The sequence below is a fragment of the Bacillus sp. FSL R5-0560 genome, assembly GCF_037966305.1.
Lineage (GTDB): Bacteria > Bacillota > Bacilli > Bacillales > Bacillaceae > Bacillus > Bacillus mojavensis.
The window spans coordinates 1,653,593-1,672,476 of the sequence record NZ_CP150195.1 but is presented as its reverse complement, the minus strand read 5'-3'; the positions used below and the strand labels follow the sequence as shown (position 1 = coordinate 1,672,476).

Below are 18,884 nucleotides of genomic sequence, written 5' to 3'. Positions count from 1 at the left end.
TCTTTTTATCATTGAAGTCACATCAAATGATGTGATAATGACTTTTAAGCATACAGTTCATATTTTAGCGTAAAAAAAAGGATACATCCAGCTAATCTTGAAAGATATCAGCATTTTTCTGCAATAAAATAATAGGCAGCCCGAATTAATCGGCTGCCTCCTTTTTTTTATCTTCTTCAGTCAAATAAACACGTATCTTAGAGCCCTCTTTTACTTTCGTTCCTGCAGCTGGTGATTGTTTGACGATTTTGCTTCCTTTTCCGGAAGCATCTATATTCAGATTCACCAAAAGTGACTCAAGATCTGAGACAGACATCCCTACAACATTCGGAACTTCTACTGTTTTTGTGTCGTTCCATTGGTATTTTTTTTCGATTTGATTTTTCCTAGGCTTCACACCAAGCTCCGGCAGGCTGTCTCTCATAATACTTCCCACAATAGGCGCTGCAACGGTTCCGCCAAACTGAATTGTGCCTTTCGGGTTATCGACCGCGACATAGACGACAAGACTCGGGTCGTCAGCCGGCGCGAAACCGATAAATGATACAATATGGTTGTTTTCGAGGTATTTGCCATCTTTCACCTTTTGCGCTGTACCTGTTTTCCCGCCGACACGATAGCCTTCGACAAACGCATTGCGTCCGGTGCCTTCTGCAACGACGCTCTCTAAAGCATAGCGGATTTGTTTTGATGTTTCCTTAGAAATGACTTGTTTCTTGGCGATTGGCGATTGTTTTTTGACTGTTTTTTTGGTTACCGGATCAATCCACTCTTTTGCTATATAAGGTGTGTAGAGCGTGCCGCCGTTAACAGCGGCAGAAACGGCTGCAACCTGCTGAATCGGCGTGACGGATACCCCCTGTCCGAAGGCGGTTGTCGCTTGCTCAACCGGACCTACTCTGTCAAGCGGAAATAAAATCCCTGTTCCTTCCCCTTGCAAGTCAATCCCGGTTTTTTGGCCAAATCCAAAGCCTTTTATATATTTGAATAGCTTTTCTTTGCCCAATCTCTCTCCCAATTCAACGAAGCCGGGGTTACAGGAGTTTTGCACAACTTCAAGATACGTTTGCAGTCCGTGGCCGCCTCTTTTCCAGCAGCGCAGTCTTGCTCCGTCTACTTCTGCATGTCCTTTATCATAAAATTGGTCGCGTTTTAAGTTGACTTTTTGCTCCTCCAGAGCCGCCGCAAGTGTAATAATCTTAAAGGTCGAACCCGGCTCGTACGTGCTCCACACAGGGAGATTCCGATTGTAAACGGACGGGTCAACAGATTGATAATCAGCCGGATCAAAGTCAGGTCTGCTTGCCATCCCAAGTATTTCTCCGTTTTTCGGGTTCATTGCAACTGCAATCATACCGTCTGGATGATATTTAGCTTCAGCGTTATCAAGCTCTCGTTCCATTATGGTTTGCACCTTCGAATCTACAGTTAGCTTCATATCGAGTCCATCCTTAGGAGGCGTGTAGTCATCGGCTTCATCGGGCATTTTCTTTCCTTTGGCATCTGTATAAAACTTAACAGAGCCTTTTTCTCCTTTTAAATCATCATCATAATAGGCTTCAAGCCCGAGGAGTCCTTGGTTATCAATCCCGGCAAACCCAAGAACATGGGATAAAAAGCTGCCGAACGGATAATGGCGGATACTATCCTCCGCTACATACACCCCTTTTAAATCGAGCGCTTTGATTTCTTTTGCCTTCTCATTTGAAATTTTTCTCCCTTCCGGCGTAATCTTTTCTATCGACGCTTTTTTTGTGACGTGCTTATATACTTTTTCTTCAGACATATTTAACACCGCAGCCAGCTGTTTGCTCGTTTTCAGTGGATCCTGGACTTGGCGCGGCACGACAAATACGGTCGGAGCACTCTTATTTGTAGCAAGCTTAACGCCGTTCCGATCAAGGATCTCTCCCCGTTCCGGCTCAAACGGCAGGTTCCGGCTCCAGGAATCCTTCGCCAGAGAAGTCAGTTTCTCCCCCATGACAAACTGAACATACCCCAGCCTTGTATCAATGATCAGAAATACGATCACTCCAAAAAGCAAAACAAATAATAAACGTTTTCTAACCGTTACATTCGAGACGCGCAAGGCACCGTTCACTCCTTATTTAGGCTTGTTTCATTTTATGCCTGCGTGTGGACAGGTAGAACGGCGCTCCTCTTTGGAGATAGAAAAAAAGAAAGCTCACCCAACAGGGTAAGCTTTCTTTCTATTTAATCAGGATTCTTAAACTTCACCTTGATCACGGTTCCGTCTTTTATTTCTTTGTCCTTCTTAACGCTTTGGCTCACAGCGTAACCTTGTCCGCTCACTTCTATATGAATTCCTGCCAAATCGCCGTATTGAAGAACCTCTCTTCTCGACCAGCCTGTCATATCAGGCATCTTGATTTTGCCCCCCGTTTTCAGGAAGACCTTCTGATTGGTCAAAACTTCCTCACCCGCTTTTGGATATTGCTGTTTTACTGCAATATCACTGCCGATCACAATCGGTGTGAGGTTTTCGTCTTTCGCTTTCTTTTGAGCACCTGTTACAGTTTGATCTGTTAAGTCAGGCATTGCCTGCGCTTTCGTTTCTTCCTCATCTGAATCTGACGTTTCAGTCGGCTCAATGTTCAGATAATGCAAACTGTTTTTCATTGTCGGATTGAAAATTTCAGATACTGGATTAGAACCTGTTTCATCATTTTCTAATTGCGGCTGCTGCACTGCAACATAGATCAGCAGCTCAGGATCATCTTTAGGCGCCATTCCCATTACGGAAAATACGTAATTATCGCGTCCAGATAGATAACCGTTTTGTCCGGCAATTTGTGCTGTTCCGGTTTTAACAGCCACATCAAAACCTTCAATTTTATATGGCTGTCCAGTACCGATATCAGAGGTAACGACATCACCTAAAATTTGACGAACCTTTTTAGCTGTATCCGCAGAAATTGGGGTACCGGCGGACTGAGGTTTATTTTGATAAATGGTTTTTTTCTTGTCAGGATCTACAATATGGTCTATGACATAGGGTTTCATCATTTTACCGTCATTTGCTATTGCAGTTGCAGCCTGCAGCTGTTGAATTGGTGTAACAGCAGAGGCTTGGCCATATGCAGTCGATGCTTTGTCAAATTCATATTTAAAATTGATTTTACTTGATGCTTCACCCGGCAAATCAATGCCTGTTTTTTGATAGAAATTGAACTTATGAAGATACTCATTAAACCGGGAATAGCCTAATTTTTCATTAGCCAGTTTGGCAAAAGCAACATTAGAAGATCTCACTACACCGTCATGGTATGTTGTTGGCCCCCAGCCTACACCATCATTATGGTCCTTTACAGGTTCTCCGCCTACTTTATATGTTCCGGACTTGTACTTTTCATTGCCGTTATACACATTCTCCTGTATGGCAGCAGCAAGTGTAAAAATTTTCATCGTTGATCCAGGCTCATACGCATATGAAATTAAATCATTATAGTAGTTCGTCACATCGCGCATATTCGGGTCAAAGCTTGGACGCTGACCCATTGCTAGCACTTTGCCTGTTTTCGGATCGACGACTGCTGCCATGATTTTTTTCGGATTATACTTTTTCGCCACTTTTGTCATGCTGTCTTCCAAAAAAGTTTGAATTTTTTGATCAATGGTTAAATATACATTGTCACCATTTTTTGGAGCTGTAATTTTATTTTTGCTGTTCGGGAGTTCCCAGCCGGATTTGTCACTTTCATATGTTACGTATCCGTCCCGCTCCCTCAAATACTTATCCAGCACTTTTTCTAATCCCATAGCGCCGGTGATTTCATTTGTTTTTTGGTCAACCTCGGCATAGCCAATCAAGTTGGACGCAAATATGCCGTTCGGGTAGTAGCGTTTTGTATCACGCAAAAATGAAATTCCCGGGAGATTCAACTTTTCGATTTTTTGCTTTTGTGAATACGTAATATCCCGTCCCGCTGAACCGAACTCGACTTGTTTTGCCTTCTTCTTGTTTAAGATATCAAGAATATCAGCCTTGTCCATGTTTATCATTTTAGACAATTCTTCAGCTGTTTTTTCCTTGTTCTGGACATGCTGCGGATGCTTTTTGTCAGTAGTCATTTTTTCATCAAGAACAGCGATCAGCTTATACGTAGCTGTATCCTCAGCAATTACTTTTCCATTTCGGTCTAAGATGGAGCCCCTGCTCGCTTCGATTGACCGTTTCTTTTCATGCTGCTCTGTCGCTTTTGTCGCAAGCACTTCACCGTTGGCTTTTCCGGTTATTTGAATATATGCCATTCTCCCGAGGATGACAAAGAAAAAGAGAGCGAAACAAATACTTAGAATCGCTGCTCCTCTGTTCATAAATTTATTCTTTTTTGGCATTTGAATCATTCCTGTATGTTTTTCACTTTTTTATCTTTTAAATTCAAGCCGTTCTTTTTCGCAATATCCATAATGCGCTGCGGCTTGCTTAAATCAGCAACGCTTTTTTCGAGGTCACCAATCTGCTTGTTTTCGGAAGAAATTTGCTCCTCAAGCTTTTGCACCTCTATATTTGTTTGGTAAGCCGCATAAGCCTTCGACACGATCAAAAGCGATACGCTCAGCACTGCAGCGGCGAAGAGGACGAGAAGCACCTTTTCTCCGAGAGTAATGGAAGCCCTTTTCTTGACAATCACTTTTTTCTCAGGACTGATCGCATGCCGTTGCTGTTTCTCTGGTTGATAAGCTAAATTGTTCATAGGCTGATGACCTCCTTTTTAGGTTTGCGTTCGCGTTTGTTATTTTCTTTTTTCAGCAATTCGAAGCTTCGCAGAACGGGCACGATTATTTTCTGCCAATTCTTCTTCAGATGCCGTGATCGGTTTTCTTGTGATAAGCTTGAGCTCCGGTTCAAACTCTTCCGGTATAACAGGAAGACCCGGAGGAAGATCCGGAAGTGACGACTTCTCTTTAAACGTTGATTTGCAAATTCTGTCCTCAAGTGAGTGGAAGGTAATCACTGATACCCTGCCCCCCGGCTTTAACACATCAATTGCTTGCTCCAAAGCCTCTTCAAAAACCTTCAGTTCATCGTTCACAGCAATTCTGATTGCCTGAAACACGCGTTTTGCGGGATGTCCTCCGCTCCTTCTGGCCGGAGCGGGAATCGCGTCTTTTATTAGATCGACCAGTTGGCCCGTAGTTTGAATAGGAGATTTGCTTCTGGCCTCCTCAATTTTTCTGGCGATCTGTTTGCTGAACTTCTCTTCACCGTATTTAAAGAAAATACGGACAAGATCCTCATAGCGCCACTCATTTACGACCTCTTTCGCCGTAAGCGTGGCCGACTGGTCCATCCTCATGTCCAAAGGTGCGTCATGATGGTAACTGAATCCTCTTTCCGGTGTATCCAGCTGCGGGGAAGACACCCCTAGATCAAATAAAATACCGTCTACTTCAGTAATGCCGTGTTCATGTAAACATTCTTTTAAGTACCTAAAGTTGCTTTTAATCAGAATAAGCTGTCCTTGATAATCGGACAACGCTTCTTCTGCATGCTGTAATGCCGTGTCATCTTGGTCAAAAGCGATTAAACGCCCTTTCTCGGATAACTGCTGTAATAAATATGTACTGTGCCCAGCTCCACCGAGTGTGCAGTCTACATATGTACCGTCCGGTTTAATATTTAGGCCGTCAACGGTTTCACGAAGAAGTACTGTCTTGTGTTGAAACATTTTGTGTTGGTCCCACCTTTTATCAGGATGAATTGAAATTGTTTTTAGAGTGTTATACACGAAGATTCATTATATATCAAATCCAATCATGTTTTCAGCAATTTCAGCGAATGAATCTTCTTGCTCTTCTGTGTATTGTTCCCAAATTACCTTACTCCACAATTCAATTCGATTCGAAACCCCGATAACAACACATTCTTTTTCCAGTTTAGCGTAATTCAATAGAGATGATGCGATATTTACCCTGCCCTGCTTGTCCAGTTCGCACTCTGTCGCACCTGAAAAGAAGAAACGTGTAAATGCGCGGGCATCTTTTTTTGTGAGAGGAAGAGCTTTTAGTTTTTCTTCAATCTGTTTCCACTCGTGCATAGGGTAGCCGAAGAGACACTGATCAAGTCCTCTTGTCAGCACAAACTGCTCACCGAGGCCTTCTCTGAATTTAGCGGGTACGATCATGCGGCCTTTCGCATCAATTGTATGCTGGTATTCACCCATAAACATGATCTTTTGCCCCACTTTCTCTCCTTAACTCACCACTATCCACCACTTCTCTCCACAACTTCATTTTACACTGTTTACACATAAAAAAAAACCCTGAACTATTCAGGGTTCTTTAAAACTTTATTTCAAAGTTTGACAACTTGATGTTGATTTTGAAAAGAAAATGGCAGATTCTTGAATGATATGAAGAATTTTGGGCCGTACCTGTTTAGATAATACATGATATTCCAAATTCGCTCTTGCGGTGCGAGCAGCGGCTTAATGCTATTTTGAATTCTCTCATAATCCCTTAAGACATAGCCTTCTTTTTCCTCAATTCGTTTTGTCACTGTACGCTCTAAAAACTGAAGCTGATCCTGAATAAACGCCGCGTTCTTCAGGAGCAAAGGCTCCATGCTCTGATCAACCTTAAGCGCCTCCTGCCGGACGGTTTTATGAATGGCTTCAATCTGGTTTTTCGCTTGCTCAATTACCGCGGTAAACTCTTCAGGAATCTGGTGTTCAAAGTATTTCTCTTTTTGGTTTTCCGTTCCGCCTTCTATCGCCTCTTGTAATGATATCTTTCGTTCAATCAGTTTTTTCTCAATATGGCGTTCAACTATCGTGATGTTCAGCCTCGGCATAACAGGAGGCATTTTAAAGCCCATCACTGCAAAAGCCTGTTTGAGCTCACCCCAATAATTGATTTCACCGGGTCCCGCGATAAATGCCAAGGTAGGAATCAAAAATTCCTGCATTAACGGTCTCGTTACGACATTATTGCTGAAGCGCTCAGGATGTTCTTCCATATGTGTATAAAGTTCATCCATCGACCATGCCAGATCAAGTTCCTTAATCACAAAACGGCCGTTGTCTTTCTCAATTAAAAAGCGTTCCTCTTCATATTCATAAAACAGATTTGCCTGCTCTTTTCCAGACTCGATAATCGGCTTGTAACCCGCTTCGCGCATGAAGTCCTGCTGTTTAGAAACAGCTTGTGCAAGATCATCATTGTCATGGAGGATCTTTTGGAACATGGCGGTTTCCAGCTTTTTAATTCCCGGGTCTCCGGAATTCAACAATACTAAGCCTTCCTCTTGAAACAGATCCGCAATCAGCTGTTCAAAGAAATCGGTAAACGTAACAGATTCTCTTAAACATCGTTTTACATGTTCCAGAAGTGTGTTCGTATGGTCTGTTTCTTCAAAAGCCGCAAACACATCGTCTATCCATGCGGCGCATTTTTCTTGATCAAGCGGTGTATTGGCGGCAGATGACTTTTTCCAGTAAGACTGTGGAAGCTTTTTTTTCACTGGCCCACTGTCTTCTGACGTATGGACAAAATTAATTTCATCCAAATCATGGTCTTCTCCGGCAACCCAAAAAATCGGTACAACAGGCACCTGTAGCTGTTCTTCCTTTTCCTTTGCTAAAACAATAATTGAGATGATTTTATGTATGGTGTAGAGCGGTCCTGTTAAAAGCCCTGCCTGCTGTCCGCCGACAACAGCAACACTGGAAGGATCCTTCAGCTTCTCAATAGAATGCTGCATAGCGCTTGAGCCGAACTTGTTGTGATAAGAGGATAAATAGGCTGTCAATTCCTCTCTTGCGAAAACCCGCGAGGATAAATCTTTCAGTCTTTCTTGCCACATATCCTTATGATGAATGCTGTAATCAAAAAAAGAAGACATTTCTTCTTTACCATCTATATAGTGCTGTACAAACACATTCTGATTTTTGATGGAAAGTTCAGTTAGCTGCATCTTCTAGAACTTCCTTTCTCCAATAAATAGTTAGTTATCCGAAATGAGTATAGCATGTTACCAGAAAAGCTCAAAAGACTTTGTTTCGGTTTCGCTCCAAAGCTTTGATGCTGCCATGTAAAAACGCAAGGTGAACAGCGTCACGACCTTGAAGCTGTGCTTCTTTCAGCAAATATCCGAGGATGGCATCAGCCTCCGTCTGCCGTCCGGCGGTCACATCGACCAGCATGGAAGAGCGATTGTCTTTCGTTTGCTCACAAACTGCACGTACACGCTCCCAGGCTGCCTCTTCATCTTCCAGCCGCAAAATGCTGCATGCCTCTTGAAAAACGAGCTTCATATAAGAAAAATAAGCAGGCACTGTCAACAGCTCTCCATTTTTCACACGCAGCAGCGCGGTTAACGGATTAATGCAGGCGTTTACGATCAGCTTGCCCGTCAGCAGGCGATACCAATCCATCTCATAGCGAATTGGAAATTCGGAATGGTTATGCTGGAGCATCGCGTTCAGCCGATCTGCTTCAGCATGCTTGAATGTGCTCCATTTTATCGCACCAATGCCTGTATGTTCAACGGCTGTATCCGATTTCCTTACAGCTCCGTGCTCAACAACCCCAACATAAACGGAATGGTCAGCCCCCCAGTCTTTAAGGTCGTGTATATGACCCATACCGTTTTGCAAGAATAAAATATTTGTTTTTTTGATTCGTTCAAGCATTGAAAAAACAGTTCGAAGCTGATGCTGTTTCACTGTCACGACAAGAAGGTCAAAACCTGAATCAATAGCTGTACCCGCACTGCAATGAGCATTGAACGCTTTCCCGGCTTTATAAAGCCGAACACCTTCAGATTGAATCGCTGCGGCCTGTTCATCCCGCCTCGTCAAAACAGTCACCTCATGATCCAAAGATAAATAATAGGCACATAAAAGACCGACGGAGCCCCCGCCGATAATTCCAATTTTCATGATGTCACACCCAATTTAACATTTACGTATTATCATAGCAGAAGTATGAAAAAAATACTTCGCAGAGATTTCAAAACACTTAAATTAAAGTTTAAATATTTGGATTTTTTAAATAAAGCGATTACAATATATGTAGAGAACAACAAAGGGGGAGATTGGTTTGATTAAGGTAGAACGTCTGCTTGTCAACTATAAAACGCTTGAAGAATTCAAGAAATTCAAAGAATATGGTATACAAGAGCTCTCGATGCTTGAAGATCTTCAAGCTAATATCATTGAAAATGACAGCACTTCGCCTTTTTATGGGATTTATTTTGGGGATAAACTGGTAGCGCGTATGAGTCTGTATCAAGTCAATGGCAAATCAAATCCTTACTTCGACCAACACCAGGATTACTTAGAGCTTTGGAAGCTTGAAGTCCTTCCAGGTTATCAAAACAGAGGCTACGGTACAGCCTTAGTTGAATTCGCCAAATCATTCAGAATGCCGATCCGAACAAACCCTCGGATCAAATCAGCAGAGTTTTTTAGTAAAATGAACTTTGAACCAGTCAAATATGACATGGCGCGGGACAAAGGGGAAAACCCGCTCATCTGGCATCCGGATATAGCTGGCGAGATGACACCGGGTGAATCAGCATAAAAATGAAACAACCGGCCTTTGATGACTCTAGGGCCGGTTCATTTTGAGGGTTCATTACGTTTCTTGAGCTGTTTTTTTCAGTCTCCCATCTTCCTTTGAAACAACCATTTTTCTGGCTCGGTCCATAATATCGATCAGTGCCTTGTAGTCCTCTTCTGTCATCTCCAGCTGGTTTCTCAATGTTTGGTTTTCACTCCGCAAATCCTCGAGTTCTTTTTGCAGCGACTGAATTTGCTCCTTCATTTTTTCCTTTTCAACGTGGAATTCTTGCGCGGACGGTGCCTCTTTAAACTGTTCGAGAAACTCAATCACATCCTGAATGGACAAATCTCTTTTTCCCTCTGAAGCTGCCGGGACAGTCTGCCTGACGGAATTCGGCATATTGACGGAATGAACCCCAATTTGTTTTCTTAGTTCTTTCCGCTGTTTTTTTGCCAGTTCTATGCCTGATTGGTATTGCTTTCTCACATAAGAGTTCCACCTGAATCCGCAGGCAGCGGCTGTTCTGGTCAGCGCCCTTCCGACCTCCTCAAAGGCAGAAAGCTGTGTTCCGCCCTCGCGAATATGACGAAGCACTACTTCTGCCAGCAGCAAATCCTCATCCTGTGTCCAAGCATCTTGTCTTGTAATGGTCAAATCAATCTCCCTCCATGTCAGCTTATTTATCTCATACATATGCCGGTAATAGATTAGATAGACTATTTGCACTCACAAATTTTCTACAAGCTGACAGGAAGAAAAAAAGAAAAAGCGCAGGGTTTTCACCCTGCGCTTTTCTAATTAGTTACTTTTTACATTTATGTCTTTGCCGTTGTATGATCCGCATGCTTTGCATACACGGTGAGACAATTTCATCTCTCCGCATGACGGACATTCTGTCATACCAGGTACATTAAGTTTGAAATGTGTACGGCGCAATCTTTTTTTCATTTTAGAAGTTCTTCTAAAAGGTACAGCCATTATTCCCACCTCCTTAAAGAGTTAAGATTCATCATCTTGTTTTAAGAGCTTTTCAAGGGCAGCAAGTCTCGGATCGACTTGATTCTTCTTGTCTTCCTCTGAAATGACTTGCCAGTCCTTTCCTTCTTGAGGAGCAGCTCCTTTTTCTTGTTCAGATTCACAAAAGATTTGCATAGGGATTTCTAAAAGAATTTCTTCTTTCAAGATCGGAGTTAAGTCGATAGTATCGTCCTCAACAATGTGAACGTCATCATCTTCTATATCATCCGTCTGATGAAATATAAACAGTTCTTTTGTTGAAATTGTAAATGGATACGGAACATCAACGAGTGTTCTTGAGCATGGCAAAATCATTTCGCCTGAGATCGTAAAATCAAACGAAACCTGCTTAGATTTGATATCCGCTCTGCCTTTCACCCTTACAGGAGAAATGCGGCGAATGTCAGAATTCTGCTTTGTCAGCTCATGTAACTCAACTGTCTCATCAAACTCAAAACTCGGGTTTTTCATTTGATGCAACTGATAAATCGTCCATTTCATTTGTATCACCTCAGGAAAGCAACAAACATGATTATAGCTTTTAAGAATGTTTTTGTCAATATTTTTTCTTTACAGCATAATGCTGCCAGCCAAGCATCGTTGACAGCTGAATATCCTATGCATACACTTAAATCAAAAAAGACGTAAGAGTTTTCAATTGCAAATGTACCATACGTTTTTAAACATAGCAAGAAAGGCGGAAAAAATATGAAAGCTGTCGGATTGGTGGTTGAGTATAATCCCTTTCATAACGGACATCTTTATCATGCCCAAACAGCCAAACGGCAAACCGGATGCGACACGGCTGTTGCGGTAATGAGCGGACATTTTCTGCAGCGCGGGGAGCCTGCTGTTGTATCCAAATGGGCCCGCACAAAAATGGCGCTTCAGAGCGGAGTCGACCTCGTAGTCGAACTGCCTTATCTTTACGCGGTGCAAAAAGCGGAGATTTTCGCAAGCGGCAGCGTCTCCACTTTGAATAACCTGGGATGCGAGGCACTGTTTTTCGGGAGTGAGAACGGACAGATTGAGCCGTTTTTAGAATCCGCAAAGATAATGGATGAGCATAAAGATTCGTTTGATCAATGTATAAAAGAAGAGCTTAAAAAGGGTGCCAGTTATCCATCAGCAGCTGCTATCGCCTTCAATTCCATTTTACATACAGAAAACGGACTTGATATGTCGAAGCCGAACAACATTCTGGGGTACCACTATGTAAAATCGATTCTTTCCGGCGGATATGAAATGAAGCCCTATACGACAGCGAGAATCTCCTCGGATTATCATGATGCTGACCTTCCTGATGAAGATAGGTATATTGCCAGCGCGACCAGCATCAGAAAAGCCCTGATTGAAAAGCCTTTTGATGACTGCGTTCCGTTTCTTCCCAAAGCAGCTGCACGAGAATTAGCCGATTACCGCAAGACTTTCGGACTGTGGCATACACCAGAAAGCTATTTTTCTTATTTGAAATACAGCCTTTCGACTCTCACAGCCTTAGAATTACAGCAAATATACGAGGTTGAGGAAGGACTGGAGAACAGAATCCTCCGTTCGATCAGAAAAGCCAGCTCCTATCAGGAATTTATGGAGCTTCTCAAAACAAAGCGATATACGTGGACGAGGCTTCAGCGGATGAACACACACATTTTAACGAGAACGAAAAAACAGGAGATTCACCGGCTGATCAATGACGAGGAGGTCCCTTATATCAGACTTCTTGGGATGACGAAAAAAGGACAGGCTTTTTTATCAGAAAAGAAAAAGACGCTGTCCGTTCCGCTTGTCAGTAAGCTGTCTTCCTTTTCCCACCCTGCTCTCGATCTGGACATTAAAGCAAGCAGAATCTACAGCCTTGCGATAGAAGAGCCCCTTAGAACCGAATTTGATATACAAGAATACGGACATGCCCCGATACGATATGACGAGGATGAACACCGTTTTTTGAGCATATAAAAAGAGCACCTGGATTTCAGGTGCTCTTCGCTTTCAGCTTATTCAAATAATCAATCGCATCCTGCATCGTATCAACAGGCACAATCTTCATGTCTGAATCAATGTCTTTCGCTGTTTTTACTGCGTTTTGATAATCAGAATTGCTGGCGCCGTTTTGATTCGGAGCGAAGAAGATGTCTTTACCGGCTTTGTCTGCGGCGACGACTTTTTGATCAATGCCGCCGATCGGTCCTACTTTTCCGTCGACATCAATCGTACCGGTGCCTGCAATGTCATAGCCTTTGGTTTCATCTGTTTTTGTCAGCTGATTATAAATTTCAAGCGACATCATTAATCCCGCTGATGGGCCGCCGATATTTTCGATTTCGAAATCAATATCAGGCTTCACCTTGACGTTTCTGTCCGTATACAGCGAAACTCCTATTCCAGCACGGCCAGGGTCATCAGGAAATTGTTTTAAAGTAAGGGTGGCGGTCTTTTCTTTTCCTTCTCTTTCAATTTTTAACGTTACTTTATCCCCGGCTGTTTTGCTGCTGATATAGTCGATCAGCTTTTCAGCAGACTGATAGGTTTTTCCGTCTGCACTGATGATTTTATCGCCGACTTCTATTTTGCCTTTCGCCGGCATGTTTTCTACCACTGAGCTTGCGTAGATGCCGTTAAAGGAATAGCTTACTTTTTTTCCTGCCTTTTGATATGCGGCGATGACGGCATTTTCCTGTGAGCTTTTCATCATTTGAAGCTGCCGTTTCATATATTCCTTATCTGATTCGCCTTCTTCCTTGATGCTTTCATCAGGAACGATTTCATAATAGGGATGCATCTTAGCCCATGCATATGTAAATGGATTAGCCGGTCCCACTTTGACAGTCATTAAGGAGAGACTCCCTGTTTCCGAGTAGCCTCCCTCCACTTTTATTAGTGAACCAAGCTCTGTCGCTTCTCCCGGTTTTGTAATATAGTATGGCAGTTTTATAAATGATAAAACGGCAATCAGAATGAGGATGACAAGCATCCAGCTAAAATGTTTTTTGCGTAGCAAGTTATTAGCCCTCCCAATTCTCTATTTCTTTTTTTATCTGGCTGATCATTCGGTTTGTTGCCTGCTCGCCTGCTGTTATCATCTCTTCTATATTGGCAAACGAGCTGGAGCTGTATGTTTCAAGAGAAGGGCGAATCATGATATCAGCGGCGATCGTCTGATGTCGCACCAATTCATTTTGGAGTATATCCATACTTTGCATGATTACATCAAAAATATGCGCCGCCTTTTCGGTTTTTCGAACCCTGGAGACATCTGAGGCGATGATAATGTCAGCCCCCATGTCTTTTACAACAGACACTGGGATACGGTCGACGACCGCGCCGTCTACAAGAAGCCGTCCGTCCAGCTTCTGCGGAATAAAAATGCCTGGTATGCTGATGCTTGCCCGCACCGCATCTGATACTGATCCTTTTCGGAAAACAATCTTTTCCCCTGTCTGCAGATCACACGCGACAATTCCAAGAGGGATTTTGAGTTCCTCAATCGGTTTGCCGAATGTATAAGCATGCACGAGCTGCCTGACACGGTCACCTCTCAAAAAACCGAGTTTCGGTACCGTATAATCAGCATAGAGCCGCCGTTTGAAAGCCTTGGCGACTTTTTTCATCGTTTCCACGTCATGCCCCGCGGCGTAGAAACTGCCGACCAAAGCGCCCATACTGCTCCCCGCAATCATATCCACTTCAATTTGGTGCTTATGTAAACTGGAAAGCACGCCAAGATGAGCAAGTCCTCTGGCGCCTCCCGATCCTAACGCTAACCCGATTTTAGGTTTGGCCAACGTGTTAACCTCCTGCCTGAATTCCCTGTATACCGAATTCTATGGTCTAAACTGAACCCCTATGCTCGTATATTAGTACAAAGGGTCAAGAGGACAGGTACTGCTTGGCCGTTTCGAGTCATACCATATTTTATCATGATATACATGTCATTGTGCATTTTTAGCGTCGGGGAGGTAAGAATGAACTTGTCGAAGATTCATACACTTTTGATTGCTGCGTTTTTTATTTTTTTAACAGCGACTGTCATCTCACATCCGCAGGCCTCATTCGAAGCCTCTAAAACCGGGCTGTCCATGTGGTGGGAGGTCGTATTTCCGTCTTTGCTGCCGTTTTTCATACTGTCTGAGCTATTAATTGGCTTTGGTATTGTAAGGTTTGTCGGTGTTCTGCTCGAGCCTTTTATGCGCCCTATTTTCCGCGTGCCGGGTGTCGGCGGCTTCGTTCTGGCCATGGGTATGGCATCAGGGAACCCCGCCGGCGCAAAACTGACGGCAAGGCTGCGGCAGGAAAAACAGATTTCAAGAGTAGAAGCAGAACGGCTTGCTTCCTTCACCAATTCATCCAACCCGCTCTTTATTTTTGGAGCTGTCGCCGTGGGCTTTTTTCAGAATGCGTCATTAGGTATTTTATTAGCATCTGCACACTATTTAGGAAATTTGGCTGTCGGTTTAACGATGCGCTCCTACGGGCGTAAAGAAGAGCGGCAGCTCATGAGAAACAAAACCATCTCTTTGCCTTCAATCAAAGATGCTTTACATGCTCTTCACACTGCAAGACTTGCGGAAAAAAGACCTTTAGGAAAAATTTTAGGCGACGCTGTAACGTCATCTGTGCAAACCCTTCTAATGGTGGGCGGCTTTATTATTTTGTTTTCTGTCTTTAATCGTTTGTTATCTGTCGTACAACTGACCGATATTCTCTCTATTCTCACAGAAGGCGCACTGACCTTGTTTCAGCTCCCCTCTCAGCTGGACATTCCTTTATTATCAGGGATGTTTGAAATTACAATGGGAAGCAAGCTTGTCAGCGAGACAGATGTCTCCCTTTTGCAAAAAGCCATTGTCGTCAGCTTTATCCTCGGGTTCAGCGGCTTTTCCGTTCAGGCTCAAGTTGCAGGCATTTTATCAGAGACGGACATCAGATTTAAACCATTCTTCATCGCGCGTGTGCTGCAAGGCATTTATGCCGCCGTTTTTGTCATTCTGTTATGGAAACCTCTTTACACCGCGTGGAATGACCATGATCAGTACGTTTTTAAATCTCTTGAAACAGGTGAGCTGCCGACAGCTCTTATCAGTGGATGGAATCTGCTTGTGCAGATTGGCCCTGCTGTCACGTTATGTGCACTGTTTACGTACATTTTCATTTTTTCATACAGACTGACAAACGGAACAAAAAAAGGATGAGCTCAAAACACTCATCCTTGTCTGAATTTTTCCTGAAGCGCCTTCTCGACTTCCGGCGGTACAAATTCTGATACCGCGCCTTTATACTTTGCCACTTCTTTTACTATGCTTGAACTTAAGAAAGAATATTGGTTATTTGTCATCATAAAAAAGGTTTCAATTGATTCATCAAGCACACGGTTTACGGATGTTCCCTGCATCTCGTACTCAAAATCAGACACCGCTCTCAAGCCTCTTAAAATGGCTTTTGCATTTTTTCTTTTTGCATAATCAATTAACAGTCCTTGTGACGTTTCAACTGTTATGTTCGGAATGTCTTTTGTCACTTCTCTCAAAAGCTCACAGCGTTCTTCTACACTGAATAACGGCTTTTTTGAAGAATTGTTCAGCACACACACATACACTTGATCAAATATATTAGCCCCCCGTTTAATGATATCCAGATGCCCGTAGGTCACCGGATCAAAACTGCCGGGACAGACAGCTATACTCGTCACATCACAACCCCCTCTTTTTATAGATCGCCACCCCTGTCAATCCGTAGGTTTCTTTTCTTGTTATCACTAAATCACCTACTGCTTCGGGAAGCTCGACGTCTTTGTCATGCTCTGCGACGATAAAACCGTCATCTTCCAGCATTTGTTGTTCGTCTATCACACTTAAGAGCGCTTTTAGTTTTTGTTCCTTATACGGAGGATCAAGAAAAATCCCGTGAAAACCCGTTTCTCTTTTCGCAGCTGCATGCAAAGCACGTTCCGCATCATTTCGGTACACATCTGCATACGCTGTAAGCTCTAATGTTTTTAAGTTCGATTTTACCGTTTGAATCGCTTTATAATCACGGTCAACGAATATACAATGGTCAAACCCTCGCGAAAGCGCTTCAATACCAAGACCTCCGCTTCCAGCGAATAAATCAAGTCCCCTGCCCCCGTCAAAATAAGGGCCAATCATATTGAAAATGGATTCCTTCACTTTATCAGTTGTCGGTCTCGTTGATGTTCCTGGCACTGCCTTTAGTGAACGGCCTTTTTTTGATCCAGAAATTACTCTCATGTTCCACACCACTTTTTCTAAAAGCTATTTTGTTACCTTGTTCGGCCGGACGCCGTTATGTATAAGAAAAAAACCAACCCTATCTTATCATAAAGCATTCTTTCAAACAATGAGCGCTAAACTTCATTTACAAGTGTATAAGCGGAAGGATCATTGTCCATACTATAAGCAACAGCATCCAGAGGATGTTGTTGCCAACCGCGGAGAAGACTTACGTTTCCCCATAAGTTCTTCCTCCGGTTTCTCCTCTCCCTTTGCCTTCTCCTTAACAAGTTAAGGAATAGAAGGACCCCGCAGAAACCTGCGGGGATTTTTTTATACAGCTATATTCCGATTTTATAATCATATTCTTTCGCTTTATCGAGCTTTGACTCAAATTCCAATTTTAAAAACGGTTTATAAGAAGGCACAACTTTCTTAACAAAAGAATATGACGAGATCTTGTCCATTGTTTTTTCAATTTGATCCATATCACAATACAGCACGACATATTTTAAGCGTTTTGACACATAATGCACATTTCCAAACTTTCTCAGCATTTTGCTTTGCTTTAAAGAATGAAGATACACAATCATGCCCTGGCGTCTATTCTCCAATACGTTCACCTGCCTGATTTCTCTTATATGTAAAAGACGAGACGGCCAGTCTCGTCATGACACTTTGCATCCGCAGCCGCCGCCTGATCCGCAGCCGCCTCCGCATGAAGACAAACCGTCAAAATAAGGATTCCCAGTCGGAACTTTTATATGCTCTGATACAGCTGTCCCAATTTCAACGCTGATTTCATCAAGAATAGACTGCAGTTCGGTCTCTGCTTTTTTGAAGTCGGCCACCTTATCGTTCAGGTCGAGCTCCCGCTTGATCTCCCTCATTTTCCGGGATATTTCTCTATAGTCAGGATGATATTTGCCAAAACGCTGCACATCCTCATATTGCTCTTTTATTTTGATAAAAGAACGAATAATCCGCCCTGCCTCTTCATCTTCCTGGAGACGCTTGTAACAATTGCGGTAGTTCTCAGCCGTCTCCGACTGCAGAATCATCTCGGCAAGCTGCTGAGCTTCACTTTGAAGCCGCACGGATTCCATCGTCGCATACATAGCACGCACCTCCAGTTGTTAGTTTACCATGAAACCTGCCAATTGGAAAATGCTTAGCCGCCCTTAAAAATGGAGTTGTAAAAGCCACACTGGTTTACACAATGAAAAAGACCCATTTTCGGGTCTTTTAATCTTTTGTCCGCATCGCTTGGAACATTTGCATCATCATTTGTGCCATTTGAATCCCGTTCGTAAACTGATTCACCCGATGCGGAATGGTTTTTTCATAAAAATTCATCATCTCAAGCTGAAATGAAGCCAGGTCATCCGGCTTCCTCGCCAGCCTCCGGTACCAAATCGGCTGTTCTCTTAAGAATCGTTTTCGTTCTTCATCTGCTAAAATAAATTCCTGAACGTCTTTGCGCATATAAGCTCTCCTTTATTAATCCTTCCGAAAAGAAAAAGGATGCTGTCCGGGTCCTGGCTGAGATTGCTTATGTCCGCTTCCGGAAAATGTGTTGAGAAGGCTTTGCAACGATGAGATCGACTGGCTCATTTTATTGATCTGTTCATTCATTTGATTGACATCCATCTTTTTCACAGCTGTCACCATTTTAGAAACAAAATCATTTCTTTCTGATGTGTCGGTTACCGCTTCTGCGGCTGCCCCCGGTTCTCTGTACGGATCCCAAATCGGGTCTTTTTCTCCGAAGAGAACCCAATTTTCGTATACGTCCTGCCAGCTTCTTTGTTCTTTGCGCACTTCTTTGATTAGCTTGGGATGTTTTTTAACGAATTGTTTAAAGTCATTAATTGAATGATTGGCATGTTGATTCGCCACAATCCTCACCCCCTCCGAAAAATGTACCTACTACAATGTATCGGTTTATGAGCCATAGTGTTCGCCTAATATTTACAGAAAAATTTTTTAAGCATTTCCCCTTAAAACAAGAAGTGCAGAACAAACTCCGCGTAATTTCTCAATGCGCTTTCAGGTCGAACAACAGAAGCTTTATCCCTAGCCGAGACCTTCGTTTCGAAATCAAGATTC

General features: G+C 43.0%; 21 protein-coding genes and 1 pseudogene. 4 read left to right on the top strand and 18 right to left on the bottom strand.

All coding sequences use genetic code 11. The features are described 5' to 3' along the window. Positions 1–145: 145 nt before the first annotated feature. The 7 genes from NST56_RS08690 to NST56_RS08660 all read right to left on the bottom strand — a co-directional run bounded on the left by NST56_RS08690 (position 146) and on the right by NST56_RS08660 (position 8,906). A complete protein-coding gene (locus NST56_RS08690) occupies positions 146–2,089 on the bottom strand; it encodes a stage V sporulation protein D (protein WP_339181355.1) in 1,944 nt (647 codons plus the stop codon). Positions 2,090–2,214: 125 nt separating this feature from the next. Beyond that, positions 2,215–4,368: a penicillin-binding protein 2B gene (gene pbpB / locus NST56_RS08685; RefSeq protein WP_339181353.1), complete on the bottom strand. Its 2,154-nt coding sequence runs from the start codon at positions 4,366–4,368 to the stop codon at positions 2,215–2,217. Further along, positions 4,365–4,718: a cell division protein FtsL gene (gene ftsL, locus NST56_RS08680; RefSeq protein WP_010334153.1), complete on the bottom strand. Its 354-nt coding sequence runs from the start codon at positions 4,716–4,718 to the stop codon at positions 4,365–4,367. The genes pbpB and ftsL overlap by 4 nt, the downstream gene beginning before the upstream one ends. Before the next feature lie 39 nt (positions 4,719–4,757). Next, on the bottom strand, positions 4,758–5,693 hold the full coding sequence (gene rsmH, locus NST56_RS08675) for a 16S rRNA (cytosine(1402)-N(4))-methyltransferase RsmH (protein ID WP_168747736.1): 936 nt from the start codon (positions 5,691–5,693) through the stop codon (positions 4,758–4,760). A gap of 69 nt (positions 5,694–5,762) precedes the next feature. After that, complete coding sequence (mraZ, locus tag NST56_RS08670; protein WP_003221402.1) at positions 5,763–6,194, bottom strand: division/cell wall cluster transcriptional repressor MraZ; 432 nt, start codon at positions 6,192–6,194, stop codon at positions 5,763–5,765. Between the two features lie 125 nt (positions 6,195–6,319). Beyond that, positions 6,320–7,939 carry a bacillithiol biosynthesis cysteine-adding enzyme BshC gene (gene bshC, locus NST56_RS08665; protein ID WP_339181348.1) on the bottom strand — a complete coding sequence of 540 codons (1,620 nt, stop codon included), beginning with the start codon at positions 7,937–7,939 and terminating at the stop codon, positions 6,320–6,322. Positions 7,940–8,009: 70 nt separating this feature from the next. After that, positions 8,010–8,906: a 2-dehydropantoate 2-reductase gene (locus tag NST56_RS08660; protein ID WP_168747734.1), complete on the bottom strand. Its 897-nt coding sequence runs from the start codon at positions 8,904–8,906 to the stop codon at positions 8,010–8,012. A gap of 160 nt (positions 8,907–9,066) precedes the next feature. Between NST56_RS08660 and NST56_RS08655 the strand changes: the two genes are divergently transcribed. Next, positions 9,067–9,549 carry an N-acetyltransferase gene (locus tag NST56_RS08655; protein WP_168747733.1) on the top strand — a complete coding sequence of 161 codons (483 nt, stop codon included), beginning with the start codon at positions 9,067–9,069 and terminating at the stop codon, positions 9,547–9,549. A 54-nt stretch (positions 9,550–9,603) separates the two neighbouring features. On the opposite strand, the gene gerR is transcribed toward NST56_RS08655, so the two are convergent. From gerR to NST56_RS08640, 3 genes are all read right to left on the bottom strand, one after another. Then, complete coding sequence (gene gerR, locus NST56_RS08650; protein ID WP_168747732.1) at positions 9,604–10,185, bottom strand: sporulation-specific transcriptional regulator GerR; 582 nt, start codon at positions 10,183–10,185, stop codon at positions 9,604–9,606. A 144-nt stretch (positions 10,186–10,329) separates the two neighbouring features. Then, positions 10,330–10,509 (bottom strand): 50S ribosomal protein L32, encoded by a 180-nt coding sequence (rpmF, locus tag NST56_RS08645; protein ID WP_003154457.1) that lies wholly within the window; start codon positions 10,507–10,509, stop codon positions 10,330–10,332. Between the two features lie 21 nt (positions 10,510–10,530). Then, positions 10,531–11,049, bottom strand: coding sequence for a DUF177 domain-containing protein (locus tag NST56_RS08640; protein ID WP_339181343.1), 519 nt, complete (start codon positions 11,047–11,049; stop codon positions 10,531–10,533). 27 nt (positions 11,050–11,076) lie between these two features. Here NST56_RS08640 and NST56_RS08635 point away from each other — a divergent pair. Then, a pseudogene (locus NST56_RS08635) lies at positions 11,077–11,260 on the top strand (hypothetical protein). Then, complete coding sequence (locus NST56_RS08630) at positions 11,257–12,504, top strand: nucleotidyltransferase (RefSeq protein WP_339181341.1); 1,248 nt, start codon at positions 11,257–11,259, stop codon at positions 12,502–12,504. The pseudogene NST56_RS08635 and the gene NST56_RS08630 overlap by 4 nt, the downstream one beginning before the upstream one ends. A 16-nt stretch (positions 12,505–12,520) precedes the next feature. Here NST56_RS08630 and ddcP read toward each other — a convergent pair whose 3' ends face one another. Both ddcP and NST56_RS08620 read right to left on the bottom strand, forming a co-directional pair. Next, positions 12,521–13,546 (bottom strand): protease DdcP, encoded by a 1,026-nt coding sequence (gene ddcP / locus NST56_RS08625; protein ID WP_339181338.1) that lies wholly within the window; start codon positions 13,544–13,546, stop codon positions 12,521–12,523. A 4-nt stretch (positions 13,547–13,550) separates the two neighbouring features. Beyond that, a complete protein-coding gene (locus tag NST56_RS08620) occupies positions 13,551–14,330 on the bottom strand; it encodes a patatin family protein (RefSeq protein WP_168747728.1) in 780 nt (259 codons plus the stop codon). Between the two features lie 180 nt (positions 14,331–14,510). Here NST56_RS08620 and ylbJ point away from each other — a divergent pair, with 180 nt between their 5' ends. Further along, a complete protein-coding gene (gene ylbJ, locus NST56_RS08615) occupies positions 14,511–15,737 on the top strand; it encodes a sporulation integral membrane protein YlbJ (protein WP_339181335.1) in 1,227 nt (408 codons plus the stop codon). A gap of 11 nt (positions 15,738–15,748) precedes the next feature. On the opposite strand, the gene coaD is transcribed toward ylbJ, so the two are convergent. The 6 genes from coaD to NST56_RS08585 all read right to left on the bottom strand — a co-directional run bounded on the left by coaD (position 15,749) and on the right by NST56_RS08585 (position 18,674). Beyond that, on the bottom strand, positions 15,749–16,234 hold the full coding sequence (gene coaD, locus NST56_RS08610) for a pantetheine-phosphate adenylyltransferase (RefSeq protein ID WP_024121295.1): 486 nt from the start codon (positions 16,232–16,234) through the stop codon (positions 15,749–15,751). Position 16,235: 1 nt separating this feature from the next. Beyond that, entirely contained in the window at positions 16,236–16,793 is a 558-nt protein-coding gene (gene rsmD / locus NST56_RS08605) for a 16S rRNA (guanine(966)-N(2))-methyltransferase RsmD (protein ID WP_029441239.1), read from the bottom strand. 323 nt (positions 16,794–17,116) lie between these two features. Then, positions 17,117–17,389: a YlbG family protein gene (locus NST56_RS08600; RefSeq protein WP_010334141.1), complete on the bottom strand. Its 273-nt coding sequence runs from the start codon at positions 17,387–17,389 to the stop codon at positions 17,117–17,119. Between the two features lie 54 nt (positions 17,390–17,443). After that, a complete protein-coding gene (gene ricF, locus NST56_RS08595) occupies positions 17,444–17,893 on the bottom strand; it encodes a regulatory iron-sulfur-containing complex subunit RicF (RefSeq protein WP_010334140.1) in 450 nt (149 codons plus the stop codon). A 127-nt stretch (positions 17,894–18,020) separates the two neighbouring features. Next, positions 18,021–18,260 (bottom strand): YlbE-like family protein, encoded by a 240-nt coding sequence (locus NST56_RS08590; protein WP_010334139.1) that lies wholly within the window; start codon positions 18,258–18,260, stop codon positions 18,021–18,023. Between the two features lie 15 nt (positions 18,261–18,275). After that, positions 18,276–18,674 carry a YlbD family protein gene (locus NST56_RS08585; RefSeq protein ID WP_029441238.1) on the bottom strand — a complete coding sequence of 133 codons (399 nt, stop codon included), beginning with the start codon at positions 18,672–18,674 and terminating at the stop codon, positions 18,276–18,278. Between the last annotated feature and the right edge of the window lie 210 nt (positions 18,675–18,884).